Genomic DNA, 16,331 nt, shown 5'->3' on the forward strand with positions numbered 1-16,331 from the left:
AGCGGCGGCAGTTCGCTCTGATTTTTTGAATCATAAAATAAGTTTTCGTTCTTAGCCAGTAACAAGGAGTGCAAATAACGATATTTGGTGATTGTAATCACAAAAAATGCGCGTTTAATTTGCGAGGCGAATTAAATTTCCACACACTTGAAAAGTCTGCGTAAAACGACCGCGTTACAGGGGTTGGTTTAACTATAAAAATGGTTAGTGATGAGGCTCAGCGGAGTTTCACAGGGGGGTATAAAATGAATATTCTTGGTTTCTTCCAGCGACTGGGGCGAGCATTACAGCTTCCTATCGCTGTACTGCCCGTCGCGGCGCTGCTGCTGCGATTCGGCCAGCCCGATCTGCTTAACGTCCCGTTTATCGCCCAGGCGGGCGGGGCAATCTTTGACAACCTCGCCCTGATCTTCGCTATCGGTGTGGCCTCGTCGTGGTCGAAAGACAGCGCGGGCGCGGCGGCGCTGGCGGGTGCGGTAGGCTACTTTGTGATGACCAAAGCGATGGTCACCATCAACCCGGCCATCAACATGGGCGTGCTCTCCGGTATCATCACCGGTCTGGTGGGCGGCGCGGTTTACAACCGCTGGTCCAACATCAAGCTGCCTGAGTTCCTGAGCTTCTTCGGCGGCAAACGCTTTGTGCCGATTGCTACCGGCTTCTTCTGCCTGATCCTGGCGGCGATTTTTGGCTATGTCTGGCCGCCGGTACAGAACGCTATTCACGCGGGCGGGGAGTGGATCGTCTCCATGGGCGCGGTTGGCTCCGGCATCTTCGGCTTCGTTAACCGTCTGCTGATCCCGACCGGCCTGCATCAGGTGCTGAACACCATCGCCTGGTTCCAGATCGGCGAATTTACCAATGCCGCAGGCACCGTCTTCCATGGTGATATCAACCGCTTCTACGCGGGTGACGGCACCGCAGGCATGTTCATGTCCGGCTTCTTCCCGATCATGATGTTTGGTCTGCCTGGCGCGGCGCTGGCGATGTACCTTGCTGCGCCGAAAGCGCGTCGTCCGATGATTGGCGGCATGCTGCTCTCCGTGGCCATCACCGCGTTCCTGACCGGGGTCACCGAGCCGCTGGAATTCCTGTTCATGTTCCTGGCACCGCTGCTGTATCTCCTGCACGCCGTGCTGACGGGTATCAGCCTGTTTGTTGCGACCGCGCTGGGGATCCATGCCGGCTTCTCCTTCTCTGCGGGCGCCATCGACTATGCGCTGATGTACAACCTGCCTGCCGCCAGCCGTAACGTCTGGATGCTGGTGGTGATGGGCCTGATCTTCTTTGCCATCTACTTCGTGGTCTTTACCTTCGTCATCCGCGCGTTCAACCTGAAAACGCCGGGTCGTGAAGAGAGTGATGATGCCGTGGTCACCTCTGAAGCCAACAGCAATACCGATGAGGGTCTCGATCAGCTTGCAACCAACTACATTGCCGCCATCGGTGGTAGTGACAACCTGAAAGCGATTGACGCCTGTATCACCCGTCTGCGTCTGACGGTAGTCGACTCCGCGCGCGTTAACGACGTGCAGTGTAAGCGTCTGGGCGCATCTGGCGTGGTGAAGCTGAACAAGCAGAGCATTCAGGTGATTGTGGGGGCAAAAGCGGAATCCGTAGGCGATGCCATGAAACGCGTGGTCGCCCGTGGCCCGGTGGCCGCAGCTGCCAGCGTCCAGCCTGCTGCGAACGCCCCGGCCGCTGCGGTTAAACCGCAGGCCGTCCCGAACGCCGTCACCATTGCTGCGCTGGTGTCGCCGGTAACCGGTGAGGTTGTTCCGCTGGAGCAGGTGCCTGACGAAGCCTTTGCCAGCAAAGCGGTTGGCGACGGCGTGGCGGTAAAACCAACGGGTAAAACCGTGGTCTCCCCGGCTGCCGGTACCATCGTGAAAATCTTCAACACTAACCACGCCTTCTGTCTGGAAACCGAAAAAGGCGCAGAGATCGTGGTTCACATGGGCATCGACACCGTTGCGCTGAACGGCCAGGGCTTTACCCGCCTGGTAGAAGAGGGCGCGGAAGTGGTCGCGGGCCAGCCGGTGCTGGAGATGGATCTCGACTATCTCAACGCCAACGCGCGCTCGATGATTAGCCCGGTAGTGTGCAGCAACATCGACGATTTCAGCGGTCTGGTCTTCCAGGCGCAGGGACAGGTCGTTGCTGGCCAAACCCCGCTGTTTGAGGTGAAGAGTAAGTAGCCGTAAACTGCGGTTAATACGCGGCGGAGCCTGTCTCCGCCCTTTTTTTTGCCCTTCTTACGCTAATCCCCTCGCCATTCACGCTTTTTGTTGATCTAAGGGTTGTCTCCGCGTCCCGCTTATAAGATCATACTCCGTTATACGTTGTTTACGCTTTGAGGAACCCGCGATGAGTGAGGCAGAAGCCCGCCCGACTAACTTTATTCGCCAGATTATTGATGAGGATCTGGCCAGTGGTAAGCACAGCACGGTTTGCACCCGTTTTCCGCCGGAGCCGAACGGCTACCTGCATATCGGCCATGCAAAATCTATCTGCCTGAACTTCGGTATCGCCCAGGACTATCAGGGGCAGTGCAACCTGCGCTTTGATGACACCAACCCGGTTAAAGAAGATATCGAATACGTTGATTCGATCAAAAACGACGTCCAGTGGCTGGGCTTCCACTGGTCGGGTGACGTGCGCTACTCCTCTAACTATTTCGACCAGCTGCATAGCTACGCCATTGAGCTGATCAACAAAGGCCTGGCCTACGTTGACGAGCTGTCGCCGGAGCAGATCCGCGAATATCGTGGCACCCTGACCGCACCGGGTAAAAATAGCCCGTTCCGCGATCGTAGCGTGGAAGAGAACCTGGCGCTGTTTGAGAAGATGCGTGCCGGTGGCTTCGAAGAGGGCACCGCCTGCCTGCGTGCTAAAATCGACATGGCATCGCCGTTTATCGTGATGCGCGATCCGGTTCTGTACCGCATTAAGTTTGCCGAGCACCACCAGACCGGCAACAAGTGGTGCATCTACCCGATGTACGATTTCACCCACTGCATCAGCGATGCGCTGGAAGGCATTACCCATTCACTCTGTACGCTGGAGTTCCAGGACAACCGCCGTCTCTACGACTGGGTGCTGGATAACATCACTATTCCGGTTCATCCGCGCCAGTACGAATTCTCGCGCCTGAACCTGGAATATGCCGTGATGTCCAAGCGTAAGCTGAACCTGCTGGTGACGGATAAAATCGTCGAAGGCTGGGACGATCCGCGTATGCCGACCATCTCTGGTCTGCGCCGTCGCGGCTACACCGCCGCCTCTATCCGCGAGTTCTGCAAACGCATCGGCGTGACCAAGCAGGACAACACCATCGAGATGGCATCGCTGGAGTCCTGCATTCGTGAGGATCTCAACGAGAACGCCCCGCGTGCGATGGCGGTTATCGATCCGGTGAAACTGGTGATCGAGAACTACCCGCAGGGTGAGAGCGAAGTGGTAACCATGCCGAATCATCCGAACAAACCGGAGATGGGCAGCCGCGAGGTACCGTTTAGCGCCGAAATCTGGATCGATCGCGCTGACTTCCGTGAAGAAGCGAACAAGCAGTATAAGCGTCTGGTGCTGGGTAAAGAGGTGCGTCTGCGTAACGCCTACGTGATCAAAGCCGAGCGCGTAGAGAAAGATGCGGAAGGCAACATCACCACCATCTTCTGCTCCTACGATGCCGAGACCCTGAGCAAGGATCCGGCCGACGGTCGCAAGGTGAAAGGGGTGATCCACTGGGTAAGCGCCGCTCATGCGCTGCCGGTTGAGATCCGTCTCTACGATCGCCTGTTCAGCGTGGCAAATCCGGGTGCGGCGGAAGATTTCCTCGCCACCATCAACCCGGAGTCGCTGGTGATCAAGCAGGGCTACGCCGAGCAGTCCCTGAACGCCGCCGAAGCCGGTAAGGCCTACCAGTTTGAGCGTGAAGGCTACTTCTGCCTCGACAGCCGCTACTCCACGGCGGAGAAGCTGGTGTTTAACCGCACCGTCGGCCTGCGCGATACCTGGACTAAGATCGGCGAGTAATTTGCTCCCGCTCTGAAAAGAAAAACGCCGCGCATGCGGCGTTTTTTATTGGTGACGTCAGCGTATTACGTTGCTTCAGCCTGCAATTTTTTATCGTGACGGCGCAGCAGCACGACCTTGCTTTGCAGACGCTGCTGGAACTGATCGATCACCACCGCAGTGACAATCACCAGGCCCTTAATCACCATCTGCCAGAAGTCGCTGACTCCCATCATCACCATCCCGTCTGCAAGGAAGACGATGACGAAGGCACCGATGATAGAGCCGGAGACCCTGCCTCGTCCGCCTGCCAGCGCGGTTCCGCCCAGCACGGTTGCGCCGATAGCGTCCATCTCAAACATATTCCCGGTCATTGGGTGGGCAGTTTGCAGCTGAGATGCCACAATCAGCCCCACCAGCGCCGCGCACAGGCCTGAGAAGGCGTAGACAAACACTTTAACCTTGATGATAGGCACGCCCGCCAGCCGCGCGGCAGATTCATTTCCGCCGATGGCGTAAATGTAGCGGCCCAGCGGGGTTTTACGGGTCATGTAGAGGCCCAGCAGCAGGAAGCTCACCATCAGCCAGATCGGAATATAGATGCCGAGGATCGTGCCGGAACCTAAAATCGCGAAGCCGGTATTGCCTAACTCAGGCATGCCTACCAGGTTGGCATAGGTGCTGCCATCGTTAAACAGCAGCGCCGCGCCGCGGGCAACGTACATCATGCCGAGGGTACAGATAAAGGGCGCAACGCCCAGGCGCGTGATCACCGCCCCGTTGATCAGACCCAACAGAATGCCGAATCCCGCCACCAGTAAGATCACTTCCGGCACGTTAAAGAAGATAATCTGCGAGCCCCAGATCGGCAGGCCGTTGGTTAACAGCGCCCCGGCAACCATGCCGCACATGCCCGCCACCGCACCAACCGAGAGGTCGATCCCGCCGGTGAGAATGACAAGGGTCATGCCAATCGCCAGCAGGCCGGTAATCGCCACGTGCTGGGTCATGATCAGCAGGTTCGACATGGTCAAAAAGTTAGGCACCATCACGCTGAAGAAGCCCATGACGATCAGCAGGGCGATGAAGGTGCGCGCTTTGAGCAAATACATGTAGATCATATACTTTTTGTTCATTTCTCTCTCCAGCAGAGATCACTCCTGCGGTGTAGAAGCGCTGATTAATTTTTCCCGCGTCACGGAAGCACGCGGCAAATCTGCGGTGATACGGCCATCGGCCATAACCAGAACCCGGTCAGCCAGGGCCATGACCTCATCCAGCTCGGAGGAGGAGAACATAACCGCCAGCCCCTGATGCGCCATTTTGCCAATCAGATGATAAACATCGGTTTTTGCACCCACGTCGATGCCGCGCGTTGGCTCATCCAGCAGAACCACTTTGGGTCCGGTCATCAACGCCTTACCCAGCACCACCTTTTGCTGGTTGCCGCCGCTTAGCGAGGTAATGGGCAGCTCCGTATCACCTGCTTTAATCGCGAGCTGTTCCACCATGTGGTTGACCTGCTGCTCCTCTTTCACCGGGCTGAGCAGGCGCAAGGCGCGGCGAAAGCCCAGCAGGCTCAGGTCGGTTAGCGTCATATTGCTTTTGATCGACATAAGCTGCACCACGCCTTCACCCTGACGATCCTCCGGCACAAGAGTAATGCCGCGCTTAAGCCGCTGCTGGAACGAGCGCTTGTCCAGGCTTTCACCATCCAGCCTGATGGTGCCCGACTGGCAGCCCATCATCCCCACCAGGCCTTTAAACAGCTCGGTACGTCCCGCGCCGAGCAGGCCATAGATGCCAATAACTTCCCCTTTACGCAGATCAAAAGTGACATCGTTTAATTTATACCCCCCGTTCTGGTGCAGGGCGGTCAGGCCGTTCACCTTCAGGATGGTCTCCCCATGTGCGGCAGGGCTGTAGTCAAAGTGCTTTTTCTTGTCACCCACCATCTGCTCGATGATCCAGGGCACGCTGGCCTGCTGAACGGGACGCTCGCTGATAAAGCGGCCATCGCGGAAGATGGTGATGTGATCGCCAATCTCCATCAGCTCTTCCAGCCGGTGAGAGATGTAGATAATGGTCACGCCACGGCGCTTAAGCTGGGCGATAACGTTAAACAGCACCCGTACTTCCGACTGGCTCAGCGCGCTGGTGGGCTCGTCCATGATCAGCACCCGGGTATCTTTAGAGAGTGCGCGGGCGATCTCCACCAGCTGCTGATGACCAATGCCCAATTCGCCTAAAGGGGAGTAGGGATCAACGTTCAGCTCCAGCCGTTCAAGCAGGGATTTAGCCAGCTCGTACTGGTATTTTTCGTTAATCACGCCGCGCTGGAAGAACTCATTGCCAATGAAAATGTTGTCCATCACGTTCATATTGGGGAAGAGGTTCAGCTCCTGGAAAATAATGCTGATGCCGTGCTTTTCCGCCTGGTGAGTGGAGCCGAGGGTGACCCGCTCTCCGTCCAGCAGGATCTCGCCAGAGGAGGGCGTCTCAACGCCAGCCAGCATTTTCATCATCGTCGATTTGCCCGCGCCGTTCTCGCCAATCAGCACGTTGACCTGATTACGGTATACACGGTAGTTAACGCTATCGAGCGCGACTACCCCAGGGTAAATACGGGAGAGGTCGCGCGTTTCAATAATGACCTCATCCGGCTGGGTCTGTTGCTCATTCATAGCCCTCTCCTCACTGCCGTACGATATGTGCCGCGGTAACATCCGGGATGGTTTGTGGAATATCCCAGGCGGCAAATACCCCGGAAACAGTGACCTTATCTCCGACGACGGGCTTAAAGTTGATGATCATCGTCGACGCTTGCTGATTAATCGCTTTGCCATAGTCGCCGTACAGCACCTGGTCGTTAAAGTCCTGGTAGCTCGCGCCTTTATACCCGTCCCGTAAGCTGGTACCGCGAATAATAGGGCCCATCTGCACCACGATGTCGCCGCCTTGCTCATCGCGTACCGTCATCTTCCCGCTGCGGGATTTTGTATTCACCTTGATCACTTCCCCGCTGATACGAACGCTAAAGACGCAGGGGTTTTCGCTCTGGCTGCGGTAGCCGTCTTTGTTACAGGCCTCATCAAAGCTCTTTTCACCCTGCAAGGTTTTCAGTAACTCAGCGACAGGCTTCGCCTCACGCACATACTGCGGCACAATCTTTTGCTGCCAGGTTTGCTGAATATTGGCCATTTGTGGATTGGGGGGATGTTTAAGATCGGCCAACTCTTTCTGCGATACGATGCGGCAACCGCCAAGCGCTAAAACGATCGCTACCAGCGCAAGTTTTCTGTGCATTATGTCCTCCTTTGCGCCCGCCGAAGCGGGCGCTGCAACGTGTCATCAGGATTTGAAATTGAAGTCTTGCACTCCGGAGGCGTTGTCGGGGGTAATCAGAATGCCGCGGAACATCACGCGCTGTTTCTCAGGCTTGGTGCCTTTTTGGATGAAATTATCCAGATCGGTAACGCCCTGGGCGGCAATGGCCTGGGCCTGCAGCATCACCGTGGCTTTCAGGGTGCCCGCTTTAACGGCTTCGCGCTCGTCGTTGCTGCCGTCGATGCCGACGACAATCACATCATCGCGGCCAGCGGATTTCAGCGCGGCAATTGCGCCCAGCGCGACAGGGCCGTTACCGCAGATAACGCCTTTCACGTCCGGGTGCGCCTGCAGGATGCTGTCCATAATGCGCTTGCCGTCAATCAGCGTGCCTTTCGCATCCTGTCTCGCGACGCTCTGCATATCCGGATACTGATCCAGCACCTGATGGAAAGATTTCGAGCGCGTCACGCAGTTGTTGTCGGCCAGGTTACAGGTCAGCTCGGCGTATTTGCCTGCCTCTTCCATTTTTTCGACGAAGACGTTAGCCACGTCAGAGCCTGCCTGGAAGTTGTTATGCGTGATCTGTTCGAGGGCAATGTTATCAACCGGGATTTCACGGTTGATTAACACCACGGGAATACCCGCGTCTTTGGCTTTTTGAATGGCCGCCACGCTGGCGGTTGAGTCGGCGTTATCCAGAATAATGCCCTGAACTTTTTTACCGATCGCGGCGTCGATAAGCTCGCTCTGTTTTTTAACATCTTCGCCGTGCGACAGCACGCTGGTGGTGTAGCCCAGCTCTTTCGCTTTCTGATCGGCCCCTTTTGCCTCTGCGGCGTAGTAGGGGTTATCCAGCGAGTTGACCATAATCATGATGGTGCCTTTTTCAGCGGCAAACGCATTCACCGAAAATGCACAGGCTGCTGCCACACCTAAAAACAGTAATTTCGCTTTCATAAGATGTTCTCTCTAAATGTTATGTAGTGGTTCAACAGGTGTAGGGGTAACGCTATTTATTAACTATTTATTTATTAATCAGGGCCAGGGTCTGATTCACGATCCCGGCTACATCAAGGCCATGATATGCCCGCATATCTTTGCGATCGGCGGCGATGGCATAGTCACCGTCAGGAATGCCCAAACGTTTAAGCACCGCACCATGGCCGTTCTCTGCCAGAACCTCCGCGACAAGGCTACCCACGCCGCCATTCACGTTGTGCTCTTCAACGCTGATAATATGTTTGACGCTTTGTAACGCGGCGAACAGCGCGTCGCGATCTAAGGGGCGAATTGAAGGGACGTTGATGACCCTTGCAGAAATGCCCTGTTCCGCCAGCTGTTCGGCGGCATCAACGGCTTCGTGAACGGTAGAGCCCATGGCGACCAGCGCGATGTCATTGCCTTCGCGCAGCACATCTATCGCACCGGGTACGAAGGTGTAACTTTCATCGTGCAGCTCGGGTAGCGCTTTACCGTCCATACGGATATAGACCGGGCCGACATGCTCAAGCGCGTACTCAATAATCTGGCGGCACTCCAGCGGGGAGGAGGGGGCAAAGATCTGGATATTACCGAAGCCGCGCATCACGGAGATATCATCAATGGCGTGGTGGGTACTGGCCAGCGGCCCATAGCTGGCTCCGGCGTTGAGGCCAAACAGCTTCACGTTAGTGTTGTTGTAACAGATATCAACTTTAACCTGCTCGTTGGCACGCGAAACGAGAAACGGCGCGGCGTTACAGGTTACGGCGATTTTTCCGCCCAGCGCCAGCCCGGCGGCTGCGCCCACCAGGGTCTGCTCGGCGATCCCGACGTTAACGATCCGATCCGGGTACTGTTTTATGAAGGGGGAGATCTTGGCGGTCGAGGTCGAGTCGGCTACGACGGGAACCAGATCGACGCCTCTCTCAACCGCATCAATGAAAGCTTCAACCATCACGTTTGCAAGATGTTCTGAATTACTCACTTTTCATGCCCTCTTCGATCAGATCGTTCAGTTCGCTCATTGCCAGCCCGATTTCGTCACCCTTCGGAACGCGGTGGTGCCATTCTGGCTTGCCAGCGATAAAGGAGACGCCTGCACCCTTGGTGGTATGGGCGATAATGACGTTCGGTTTGCCAGTCTGGGGAAGGTTCTCCAGCGCATTGACCACGGAAGCCATATCGTTGCCCTCGCATTCGGTCACTTCCATACCAAAAGCGCGCCATTTTTCGTCCAGCGGATCGGTACACATAATGTCTTTGGTGGCCCCCGCCAGCTGCAGGCCATTTTTGTCATTGATAATGACTAGGTTATCCAGCTTGTAATGGGCGGCTACCATGGCGGCTTCCCAGTTGCTGCCTTCTGCCAGTTCACCGTCGCCGGTGATCAGGAAAATACGGCGTTTGCTATTGCTGCGCTTGGCCGCGAGTGCCAGACCAACGGCCACCGGGAAACCATGCCCCAGCGCACCAGTATTGAGCTCAATCCCTGGGGTCTTCTGCTTAACCGGATGTCCTGGCAGATGAGAGTTGGCGTGCTGGTAGGTGGCAAGCCACTCCACCGGAAAATAGCCCGCCTCGGCGAGAACGCAGTAGTAGCAACCTACGGCGTGGCCTTTGGACTGGATGTAGATATCACGCTCCTCATCATCCTGGCGGTTAGCAGCGCAGTCCAGTACGCGAAAATAGAGCGCCGTTAACAGCTCTACCTGCGAGAGATCGGCCCCGGTATGGCCGCCAGCGGGGCTGTTGGCATTCAGGGAGATGATGTGACGGCGCACCGCACGGGCTTTGTTTTCAAGTTCGGGTACAGAAAGTAAGAACGGATTCATCGAGCTCCTCCGAATTAATATGCGACACTGAATATATATTCAGGTTGGTTCAAAAAAATGGAATCCTGGCTGTTGCTCCAGGTTTCCCTGACCGTGAGTGAATAGGCTCTCTGAGTGTTCAGAATATATATTCACGTATGACTTTATATTCATTAATACTAGCGCCTCTGTTGTTGAGTTGTCCAGAGTGAATGAGTGATTTGTGATGACCTACACATTTGCTGCGTTTGCCTGTAGATGCGGAAAGCAATCCTCGCTATCGTTTACAAAATAAATAATCAGTGTTGAATATATATTCATGGAAGGCCTCACTTCCGGAGAACCCTATGTCTTCGCACAAAAATATTATTATTGCTCTCGACGAGGGCACGACCAACGCCAAGGCCGTAGCCCTGGACGCAGCAGGCAAAGCGCTCGTTAAATTCAACCAGCCGCTCTCAATCCAGACGCCTCGCGAGGGGTGGGTGGAACAGTCAGGCTCGGCGCTGATGGAGGCCTCGGTGAAGGTGCTCGCGCAAGCGATTGAGGCGGTCGGCGCTGAAAACGTGGTGGCGCTGGCCATCAGCAACCAGCGTGAGACGACGATAGGCTGGTACCGCAGCAACGGCACGCCGCTGCATGCGGCCATCAGCTGGCAATGCTCGCGCACGGCGGATTTTTGCGAAGCGTTGCGGCGCGATAATAAAGAGCAGACGATTAAAGCCGTCACCGGTCTGCCGGTCGCGCCGCTTTTCTCCGCCTCCAAGATGCGCTGGCTCATTGAGTCGACGCCAAACGGCCAGGCGCTGGCGGCTAACGGTGACATTTGTCTGGGTACTATCGACAGCTGGCTGCTCTGGAATCTGACCGCGGGTGAAAGCTTCTATTGCGACTACTCAAACGCCGCCCGTACTCAGCTCCTTGATCTGCAAAGCGGACGCTGGAGTCCAGAGATGCTGGATATCTTCCAGATCCCGGCCGCCGCGCTGCCGACGATCAAACCCTCCAGCGGCCTTTTCGGCTACACCAAAAACGTGGTGGGCATTCCAGACGGCATTCCGATCATGTCGATGGTGGGAGACTCGCACGCCGCGCTATTCGGCCATGCGCTGGGGGAGGCGGGCTGCGTCAAGGCCACCTACGGTACGGGCTCATCGGTTATGGCGCCGGTGACCTCGGCCCAGTGCAACATCCACTCTCTGGCAACCACCCTTGCCTGGCACGATGGCGAACAGCTGATCTACGGCCTGGAGGGCAACATCCCCCATACCGGAGACGGCGTCGCGTGGATGGCTGACAGCACGGGCCTGAGCGAACTCCCCGAGGCCGAGCTGGCAGCAGAGCTGAATTCACTGCCGGCCTCGGTGGAGTCAACGCTGGGCGTCTATTTTGTTCCGGCGCTAACGGGATTAGGTGCGCCCTGGTGGGATGAAAATGCCCGCGGGGTGATCTGCGGCCTGAGCCGGGGCGTAAAACGCGCGCACCTGATTCGGGCTGCGCTGGAGGCCATTACCTACCAGATCGCCGACGTGGTCACGGCGATGCGGCAGCACAACGACTTTACGCTGACCGCGTTGATGGTCGATGGTGGGCCAACCAAAAATGACTGGCTGATGCAGTATCAGTCAGACCTGCTGGGTTGCCCGGTTATGCGCAGCGACGTGCCTGAACTCTCTGCAATCGGTGCGGCACTCTTAGCGCGCAAAGCCGTGGGGCAACTCTCACTCGATGAGCTCAAACAGTACCTTTACCCGCACAGTGAATTTCGCCCCAACATGGAGCGTCATGGCCGTTTACAAAAACGCTGGCGGGAGTGGCAACAGGCCGTCGAAAGAACCCTACACAAATTTTGAATAGCGGGTGAGGAGAGAAGTATGGGCTATGTATTCGAAAATAAAACGGTTGTCATTACCGGGGCTGCCAAAGGCATCGGCGAGGGCATCGCCAGAAAATTTGCCGATGCGGGCGCAAATCTGGTGCTGTCGGACTACTCGGCTGAGGTGACAGAGACCGCCGAGCGATTGAGAGAGGAGTACCATGAAAATATTATCTCCTTCGTCGCCGACGTCACCAATGAAGAGCAGGTCACCGAGCTCTACCGCCTCGCGCATCGTACCTTTGGCAGCATTGATGTCTCTATCCAAAACGCCGGCATTATCACCATTGACCGCTTCGATAAAATGACGCGTCAGGAGTTCGATAACGTACTCAGCGTGAACACCACCGGCGTATGGCTATGCTGCCGCGAGGCGGCAAAGTATATGGTCAAGCAGCAGAGTGGGCGTCTGATCAACACCTCTTCCGGCCAGGGCCGGGTTGGCTTTATCTACACCCCGCACTACGCGGCCAGCAAAATGGGCGTAATTGGCATTACCCAAAGCCTCGCGCTAGAGCTGGCCCAGCACAACATTACGGTGAACGCGTTCTGCCCTGGGATCATCGAGACCAACATGTGGGACTACAACGACCGCGTGTGGGGCGAGATCCTGAGCACGCCAGAGAAGCAGTATAAAAAAGGCGAGCTTATGGAGGAATGGGTGCAGGGGATCCCCCTCAAGCGGGCGGGCAAACCTGCCGACGTTGCCGGGCTGGTGGCATTTCTGGCGTCCGAGGATGCGGCCTACATTACGGGGCAAACCATCAACGTTGATGGCGGCTTGATCATGTCGTAACACATTTTGGAGTGAAACCATGGATAAACACTTTTCCCAAAGACTGTTTGATTTAAGCGATCGCGTCGCGTTTGTCACCGGGGCAGGCAGCGGTATTGGTCAAATGATTGCTTACGGCTTTGCCAGCGCGGGGGCGAAGGTGGCCTGCTTCGATCTACGCGAGGATGGCGGCCTGCTGGAAACCGTAAACACGATTCAGGAGATGGGCGGCAGCGCCTTTGCCTATACCGGCGACGTACGCGACATTGCGCACCTGCGCGCTGCTATCGCGGAGGTGAAGACGCGGTTTGGTCGTCTTGATGTAGCGCTCAACGCCGCCGGGATTGCCAACGCTAATCCGGCGCTGGAGATGGAGCCAGACCAGTGGCAGCGGGTTATCGATATCAACCTGACCGGCGTCTGGAACAGCTGTAAAGCCGAGGCCGAGCTGATGCTGGAGAGCGGCGGCGGCTCGATCATCAATATCGCCTCTATGTCCGGCGTGATTGTTAACCGGGGGCTGGAGCAGGCCCATTATAACTGCTCGAAGGCAGGGGTGATCCACTTAAGCAAAAGCCTGGCGATGGAGTGGGCGGAGAAAAATATCCGCGTTAACACAATTAGCCCAGGCTACACCGCGACCCCGATGAATACCCGTCCAGAGATGGTGCACCAGACAAAATCGTTTGAGAGCCAGACGCCTATGCAGCGTATGGCAAAAGTTGAGGAGATGGCTGGCCCGGCGATTTTCCTTGCTGCGGATGCCTCGTCGTTCTGCACCGGTGTGGATCTGCTGGTCGATGGCGGGTTTGTTTGCTGGTAACAAACGGCAGGCCATAGATAAAAAAAGGGTCACCCTGAGGTGACCCTTTTTCGTTACCGTATCAATTACAGCTTACGCGGCGTGGTCTCATGCGCGTGTTCATTTTCACGGCAGTCGCCTTCGGCGCAGTGACCGTAAAGATAGAGGCTGTGGTTCGTCAGGCGGATGCCGTGCTTCGTAGCGATTTCACGCTGGCGAGCTTCGATAGAATCATCGCTAAACTCGATCACCTTGCCGCAGTCGAGGCAGATCAGATGATCGTGGTGATGCTGCTGGGTCAGTTCGAAAACGGACTTGCCGCCCTCAAAGTTATGACGGGTGACAATCCCGGCATCATCAAACTGGTTAAGCACACGATACACGGTAGCCAGACCAATTTCCTCGCCCATGTCGATCAGTCGCTTGTATAAGTCTTCCGCACTGACATGATGGTTATCCGGTCCCTGAAGCACTTCCAGAATTTTTAAACGAGGAAGCGTGACTTTCAAGCCGGCCTTCTTTAATGCGGTGTTATTGTCAGTCATGCGGAGTCTGTCCTGTTGCTAATCGATTCACTTCCGAGGCGGAAGTTAATGAGAATGACCTTGAGTAAATGCGTCTCATTATAGAATTGCCACTTCTTAATGAAAACTACAAGTCCTCAAGTAAAGTATGCGTATAAAAACGTGGCCTCGCCAACAAACTATCGTTGTGCAACCCGTTTGACCAGGGGATATTGTACAGGTATGTACGCGAAAGTTAAAAATTTGTAGCAATTATTTCTATTGCTTTTATCTATCAATAGCAGCGCAGCACATAGGCTGCGCCGTCTATCATCAGGCGTTAACGATCTCGTCCAGGTGCAGCTCTTCAGAGATCTGCTTCACCCACTTCTCAACGCGCTCGGCGGTCAGTTCCGGCTGGCGGTCTTCATCAATGGCGAGACCCACGAAGTGATCGTCATCGGCCAGGCCTTTAGACGCTTCGAAGTGGTAACCGGCGGTTGGCCAGTGGCCGACGATAGTCGCCCCGTTGGGTTCAATGATATCACGAATGGTGCCGAGGGCATCACAGAAGTACTCTGCGTAATCTTCCTGGTCGCCACAGCCGAACAGCGCCACCAGCTTACCGTTGAAGTCTACCTCTTCCAGCGTTGGGAAGAAGTCATCCCAGTCGCACTGCGCTTCACCATAGTACCAGGTTGGGATGCCCAGCAGCAGGATATCATAGCCTTCCAGATCTTCTTTGCTGCTCTTGGCAATGTCATGCACGTCAGCAACGTCTGGACCAAGCTGCTTTTGGATCATCTTTGCGATATTTTCGGTGTTACCGGTGTCGCTACCGAAAAAAATACCTGTAATTGCCATGAGTAAAATAACCTCTTGAAACTTAATGATATGGTGGTGGAGCACGGCCCACGGATAAGGGCAATAATAGCAGAACAGCGGCGTACGCGAAATTCGTAATCGCCCAGACTGCACTCTGTGCTACATGAAAGTGTGATTTGATGTGTTTTTCAGACGTCGCCCTGGCAGTGCAGGGCCTTGAGCTGGGTAAGCAGCAGCTCTTCGATCAGTTCGCTACGGCTCATCTGCCGGGCATCGGCCAGCGCGTTGAGCGCCTCAACGGCGTCGGCGTTCATCTTCAGCTCGACGCGCTTAAGCCCACGAACTTTATCGCGTTTAAGCTGGTTGCGCTTATTGATGCGTAGCTGTTCGTCACGCGAAAGCGGATTCGTTTTCGGTCGTCCCGGGCGACGCTCGTTCGCGAACAGATCTAGTGTCGTACGGTCCGTTTGTTCTTTTGCCATGATTTAGGGTGACGTCGAGGGAAAACAGGCTGCCAGGGTATCCCTGCGCGATTAGCGCGCCATCATACATCAGCAGAGCAGGGACGCCAACGACCGTAAGCCTTGCCGCGTCCGGTCGCCGGGTTTTTAATCAGCCTGCATCGTGCGCCAGATAGCGGCGGATCGCCCGCAGCACTGCCTCGGGCTTTTCAGCGTGTACCCAGTGGCCAGCACCGGCAATCACGTGCGCCCGTGCCTGCGGGAACTGAGCAAGCAGCGCATCGCGATGCACCTCGGTGACGTAGGGCGACTGGCCGCCGCGCACAAACAGCGCCGGGCGATCCCAGGCGGGCACGGTCTGCCAGCCAATAATCTCTTCGTAGCGATCCCACAGCGCCGGCACGTTGAAGCGCCATTCGCCGTCGATAAACGATTTCAGAAGAAACTGAATAACGCCCTCTTCGTGCAGCGTCTGGCGCATCAGGGCGGCGGCCTGCTGGCGGCTGGTGGCCCCGGCAGCCGTCACCGCGTTGATAGCGGCAAAAATGTCGTCGTGGCGGCGTACCTGATAGGCAACGGGGGCAATATCAATGGCGACCAGCTGGTCAATGCGTTCAGGGGCGAGCGCGGTAAGCGCCATGACCGCCTTGCCGCCCATAGAGTGGCCGATAAACGTCGCCTTCTCCAGGCCCTGTGCGTCGAGCGTATCCAGCAGATCCTGCGCCATGGCCGGGTAGTTCATCTCCGGCGAGCGGGGAGAGAGACCATGGTTGCGCATATCAACCTGAATGATATCGTGATCGTTTACCAGATCGCGCGCCAGCACGCCGAGGTTGTCCAGGCTGCCAAACAGACCGTGGACCAGGACGATGGGAGAATTGTTGTGCGGATGTTGTGCAGATTGCGCTCGGGTATTCAATTTCATGGCAAAGTTCTTTTTTTCGCTCTGTCGG

The 16,331-nt window shown here is 56.1% G+C and carries 15 protein-coding genes; 5 read left to right on the top strand and 10 right to left on the bottom strand.

The window, feature by feature from the left end:
• The first annotated feature begins 245 nt into the window (after positions 1-245).
• Together nagE and glnS are read left to right on the top strand one after the other, a co-directional pair.
• Entirely contained in the window at positions 246-2,198 is a 1,953-nt protein-coding gene (gene nagE / locus NR795_RS01880; RefSeq protein ID WP_144813612.1) for a PTS N-acetyl glucosamine transporter subunit IIABC, read from the top strand.
• Positions 2,199-2,367: 169 nt separating this feature from the next.
• On the top strand, positions 2,368-4,035 hold the full coding sequence (gene glnS / locus NR795_RS01885) for a glutamine--tRNA ligase (RefSeq protein ID WP_238083736.1): 1,668 nt from the start codon (positions 2,368-2,370) through the stop codon (positions 4,033-4,035).
• Between the two features lie 65 nt (positions 4,036-4,100).
• Here the strand turns inward: glnS and NR795_RS01890 are convergent, their stop codons facing one another.
• The 6 genes from NR795_RS01890 to NR795_RS01915 all read right to left on the bottom strand — a co-directional run bounded on the left by NR795_RS01890 (position 4,101) and on the right by NR795_RS01915 (position 10,157).
• Entirely contained in the window at positions 4,101-5,150 is a 1,050-nt protein-coding gene (locus NR795_RS01890; protein WP_144813607.1) for an ABC transporter permease, read from the bottom strand.
• An 18-nt stretch (positions 5,151-5,168) separates the two neighbouring features.
• Positions 5,169-6,698, bottom strand: coding sequence for a sugar ABC transporter ATP-binding protein (locus NR795_RS01895; protein ID WP_257756894.1), 1,530 nt, complete (start codon positions 6,696-6,698; stop codon positions 5,169-5,171).
• A gap of 10 nt (positions 6,699-6,708) precedes the next feature.
• Positions 6,709-7,320 (bottom strand): DUF2291 family protein, encoded by a 612-nt coding sequence (locus NR795_RS01900; RefSeq protein WP_257756896.1) that lies wholly within the window; start codon positions 7,318-7,320, stop codon positions 6,709-6,711.
• Positions 7,321-7,365: 45 nt separating this feature from the next.
• Positions 7,366-8,301, bottom strand: a complete 936-nt coding sequence (locus NR795_RS01905; RefSeq protein ID WP_144813598.1) for a D-ribose ABC transporter substrate-binding protein — start codon at positions 8,299-8,301, stop codon at positions 7,366-7,368.
• A gap of 67 nt (positions 8,302-8,368) precedes the next feature.
• Positions 8,369-9,310, bottom strand: a complete 942-nt coding sequence (locus tag NR795_RS01910) for a transketolase family protein (protein WP_222889890.1) — start codon at positions 9,308-9,310, stop codon at positions 8,369-8,371.
• The gene (locus NR795_RS01915) at positions 9,303-10,157 is read right to left on the bottom strand and encodes a transketolase (RefSeq protein ID WP_042392086.1); all 855 of its coding nucleotides are present in this window, start codon (positions 10,155-10,157) and stop codon (positions 9,303-9,305) included. Before NR795_RS01915 ends, NR795_RS01910 begins: the two co-directional genes overlap by 8 nt.
• 326 nt (positions 10,158-10,483) lie before the next feature.
• Here NR795_RS01915 and NR795_RS01920 point away from each other — a divergent pair, with 326 nt between their 5' ends.
• From NR795_RS01920 to NR795_RS01930, 3 genes are read left to right on the top strand one after another with little or no spacing between them, the layout of a single operon-like run.
• On the top strand, positions 10,484-11,989 hold the full coding sequence (locus tag NR795_RS01920) for an FGGY family carbohydrate kinase (protein ID WP_257756900.1): 1,506 nt from the start codon (positions 10,484-10,486) through the stop codon (positions 11,987-11,989).
• Between the two features lie 21 nt (positions 11,990-12,010).
• Positions 12,011-12,808, top strand: coding sequence for an SDR family oxidoreductase (locus NR795_RS01925; protein WP_257756901.1), 798 nt, complete (start codon positions 12,011-12,013; stop codon positions 12,806-12,808).
• A gap of 19 nt (positions 12,809-12,827) precedes the next feature.
• Positions 12,828-13,610, top strand: a complete 783-nt coding sequence (locus tag NR795_RS01930; protein WP_257756902.1) for an SDR family oxidoreductase — start codon at positions 12,828-12,830, stop codon at positions 13,608-13,610.
• Between the two features lie 65 nt (positions 13,611-13,675).
• Here NR795_RS01930 and fur read toward each other — a convergent pair whose 3' ends face one another.
• The 4 genes from fur to ybfF all read right to left on the bottom strand — a co-directional run bounded on the left by fur (position 13,676) and on the right by ybfF (position 16,303).
• The gene (fur, locus tag NR795_RS01935) at positions 13,676-14,134 is read right to left on the bottom strand and encodes a ferric iron uptake transcriptional regulator (protein ID WP_042392094.1); all 459 of its coding nucleotides are present in this window, start codon (positions 14,132-14,134) and stop codon (positions 13,676-13,678) included.
• 291 nt (positions 14,135-14,425) lie between these two features.
• Entirely contained in the window at positions 14,426-14,956 is a 531-nt protein-coding gene (gene fldA, locus NR795_RS01940; RefSeq protein WP_042392096.1) for a flavodoxin FldA, read from the bottom strand.
• A gap of 149 nt (positions 14,957-15,105) precedes the next feature.
• Positions 15,106-15,399, bottom strand: coding sequence for a LexA regulated protein (ybfE, locus tag NR795_RS01945; RefSeq protein WP_257756903.1), 294 nt, complete (start codon positions 15,397-15,399; stop codon positions 15,106-15,108).
• Between the two features lie 130 nt (positions 15,400-15,529).
• Entirely contained in the window at positions 15,530-16,303 is a 774-nt protein-coding gene (gene ybfF / locus NR795_RS01950; RefSeq protein ID WP_257756905.1) for an esterase, read from the bottom strand.
• Positions 16,304-16,331: the final 28 nt, after the last annotated feature.

This window comes from Pseudescherichia sp. L3 (assembly GCF_024656065.1).
In the GTDB taxonomy this organism is placed as follows: domain Bacteria; phylum Pseudomonadota; class Gammaproteobacteria; order Enterobacterales; family Enterobacteriaceae; genus Pseudescherichia.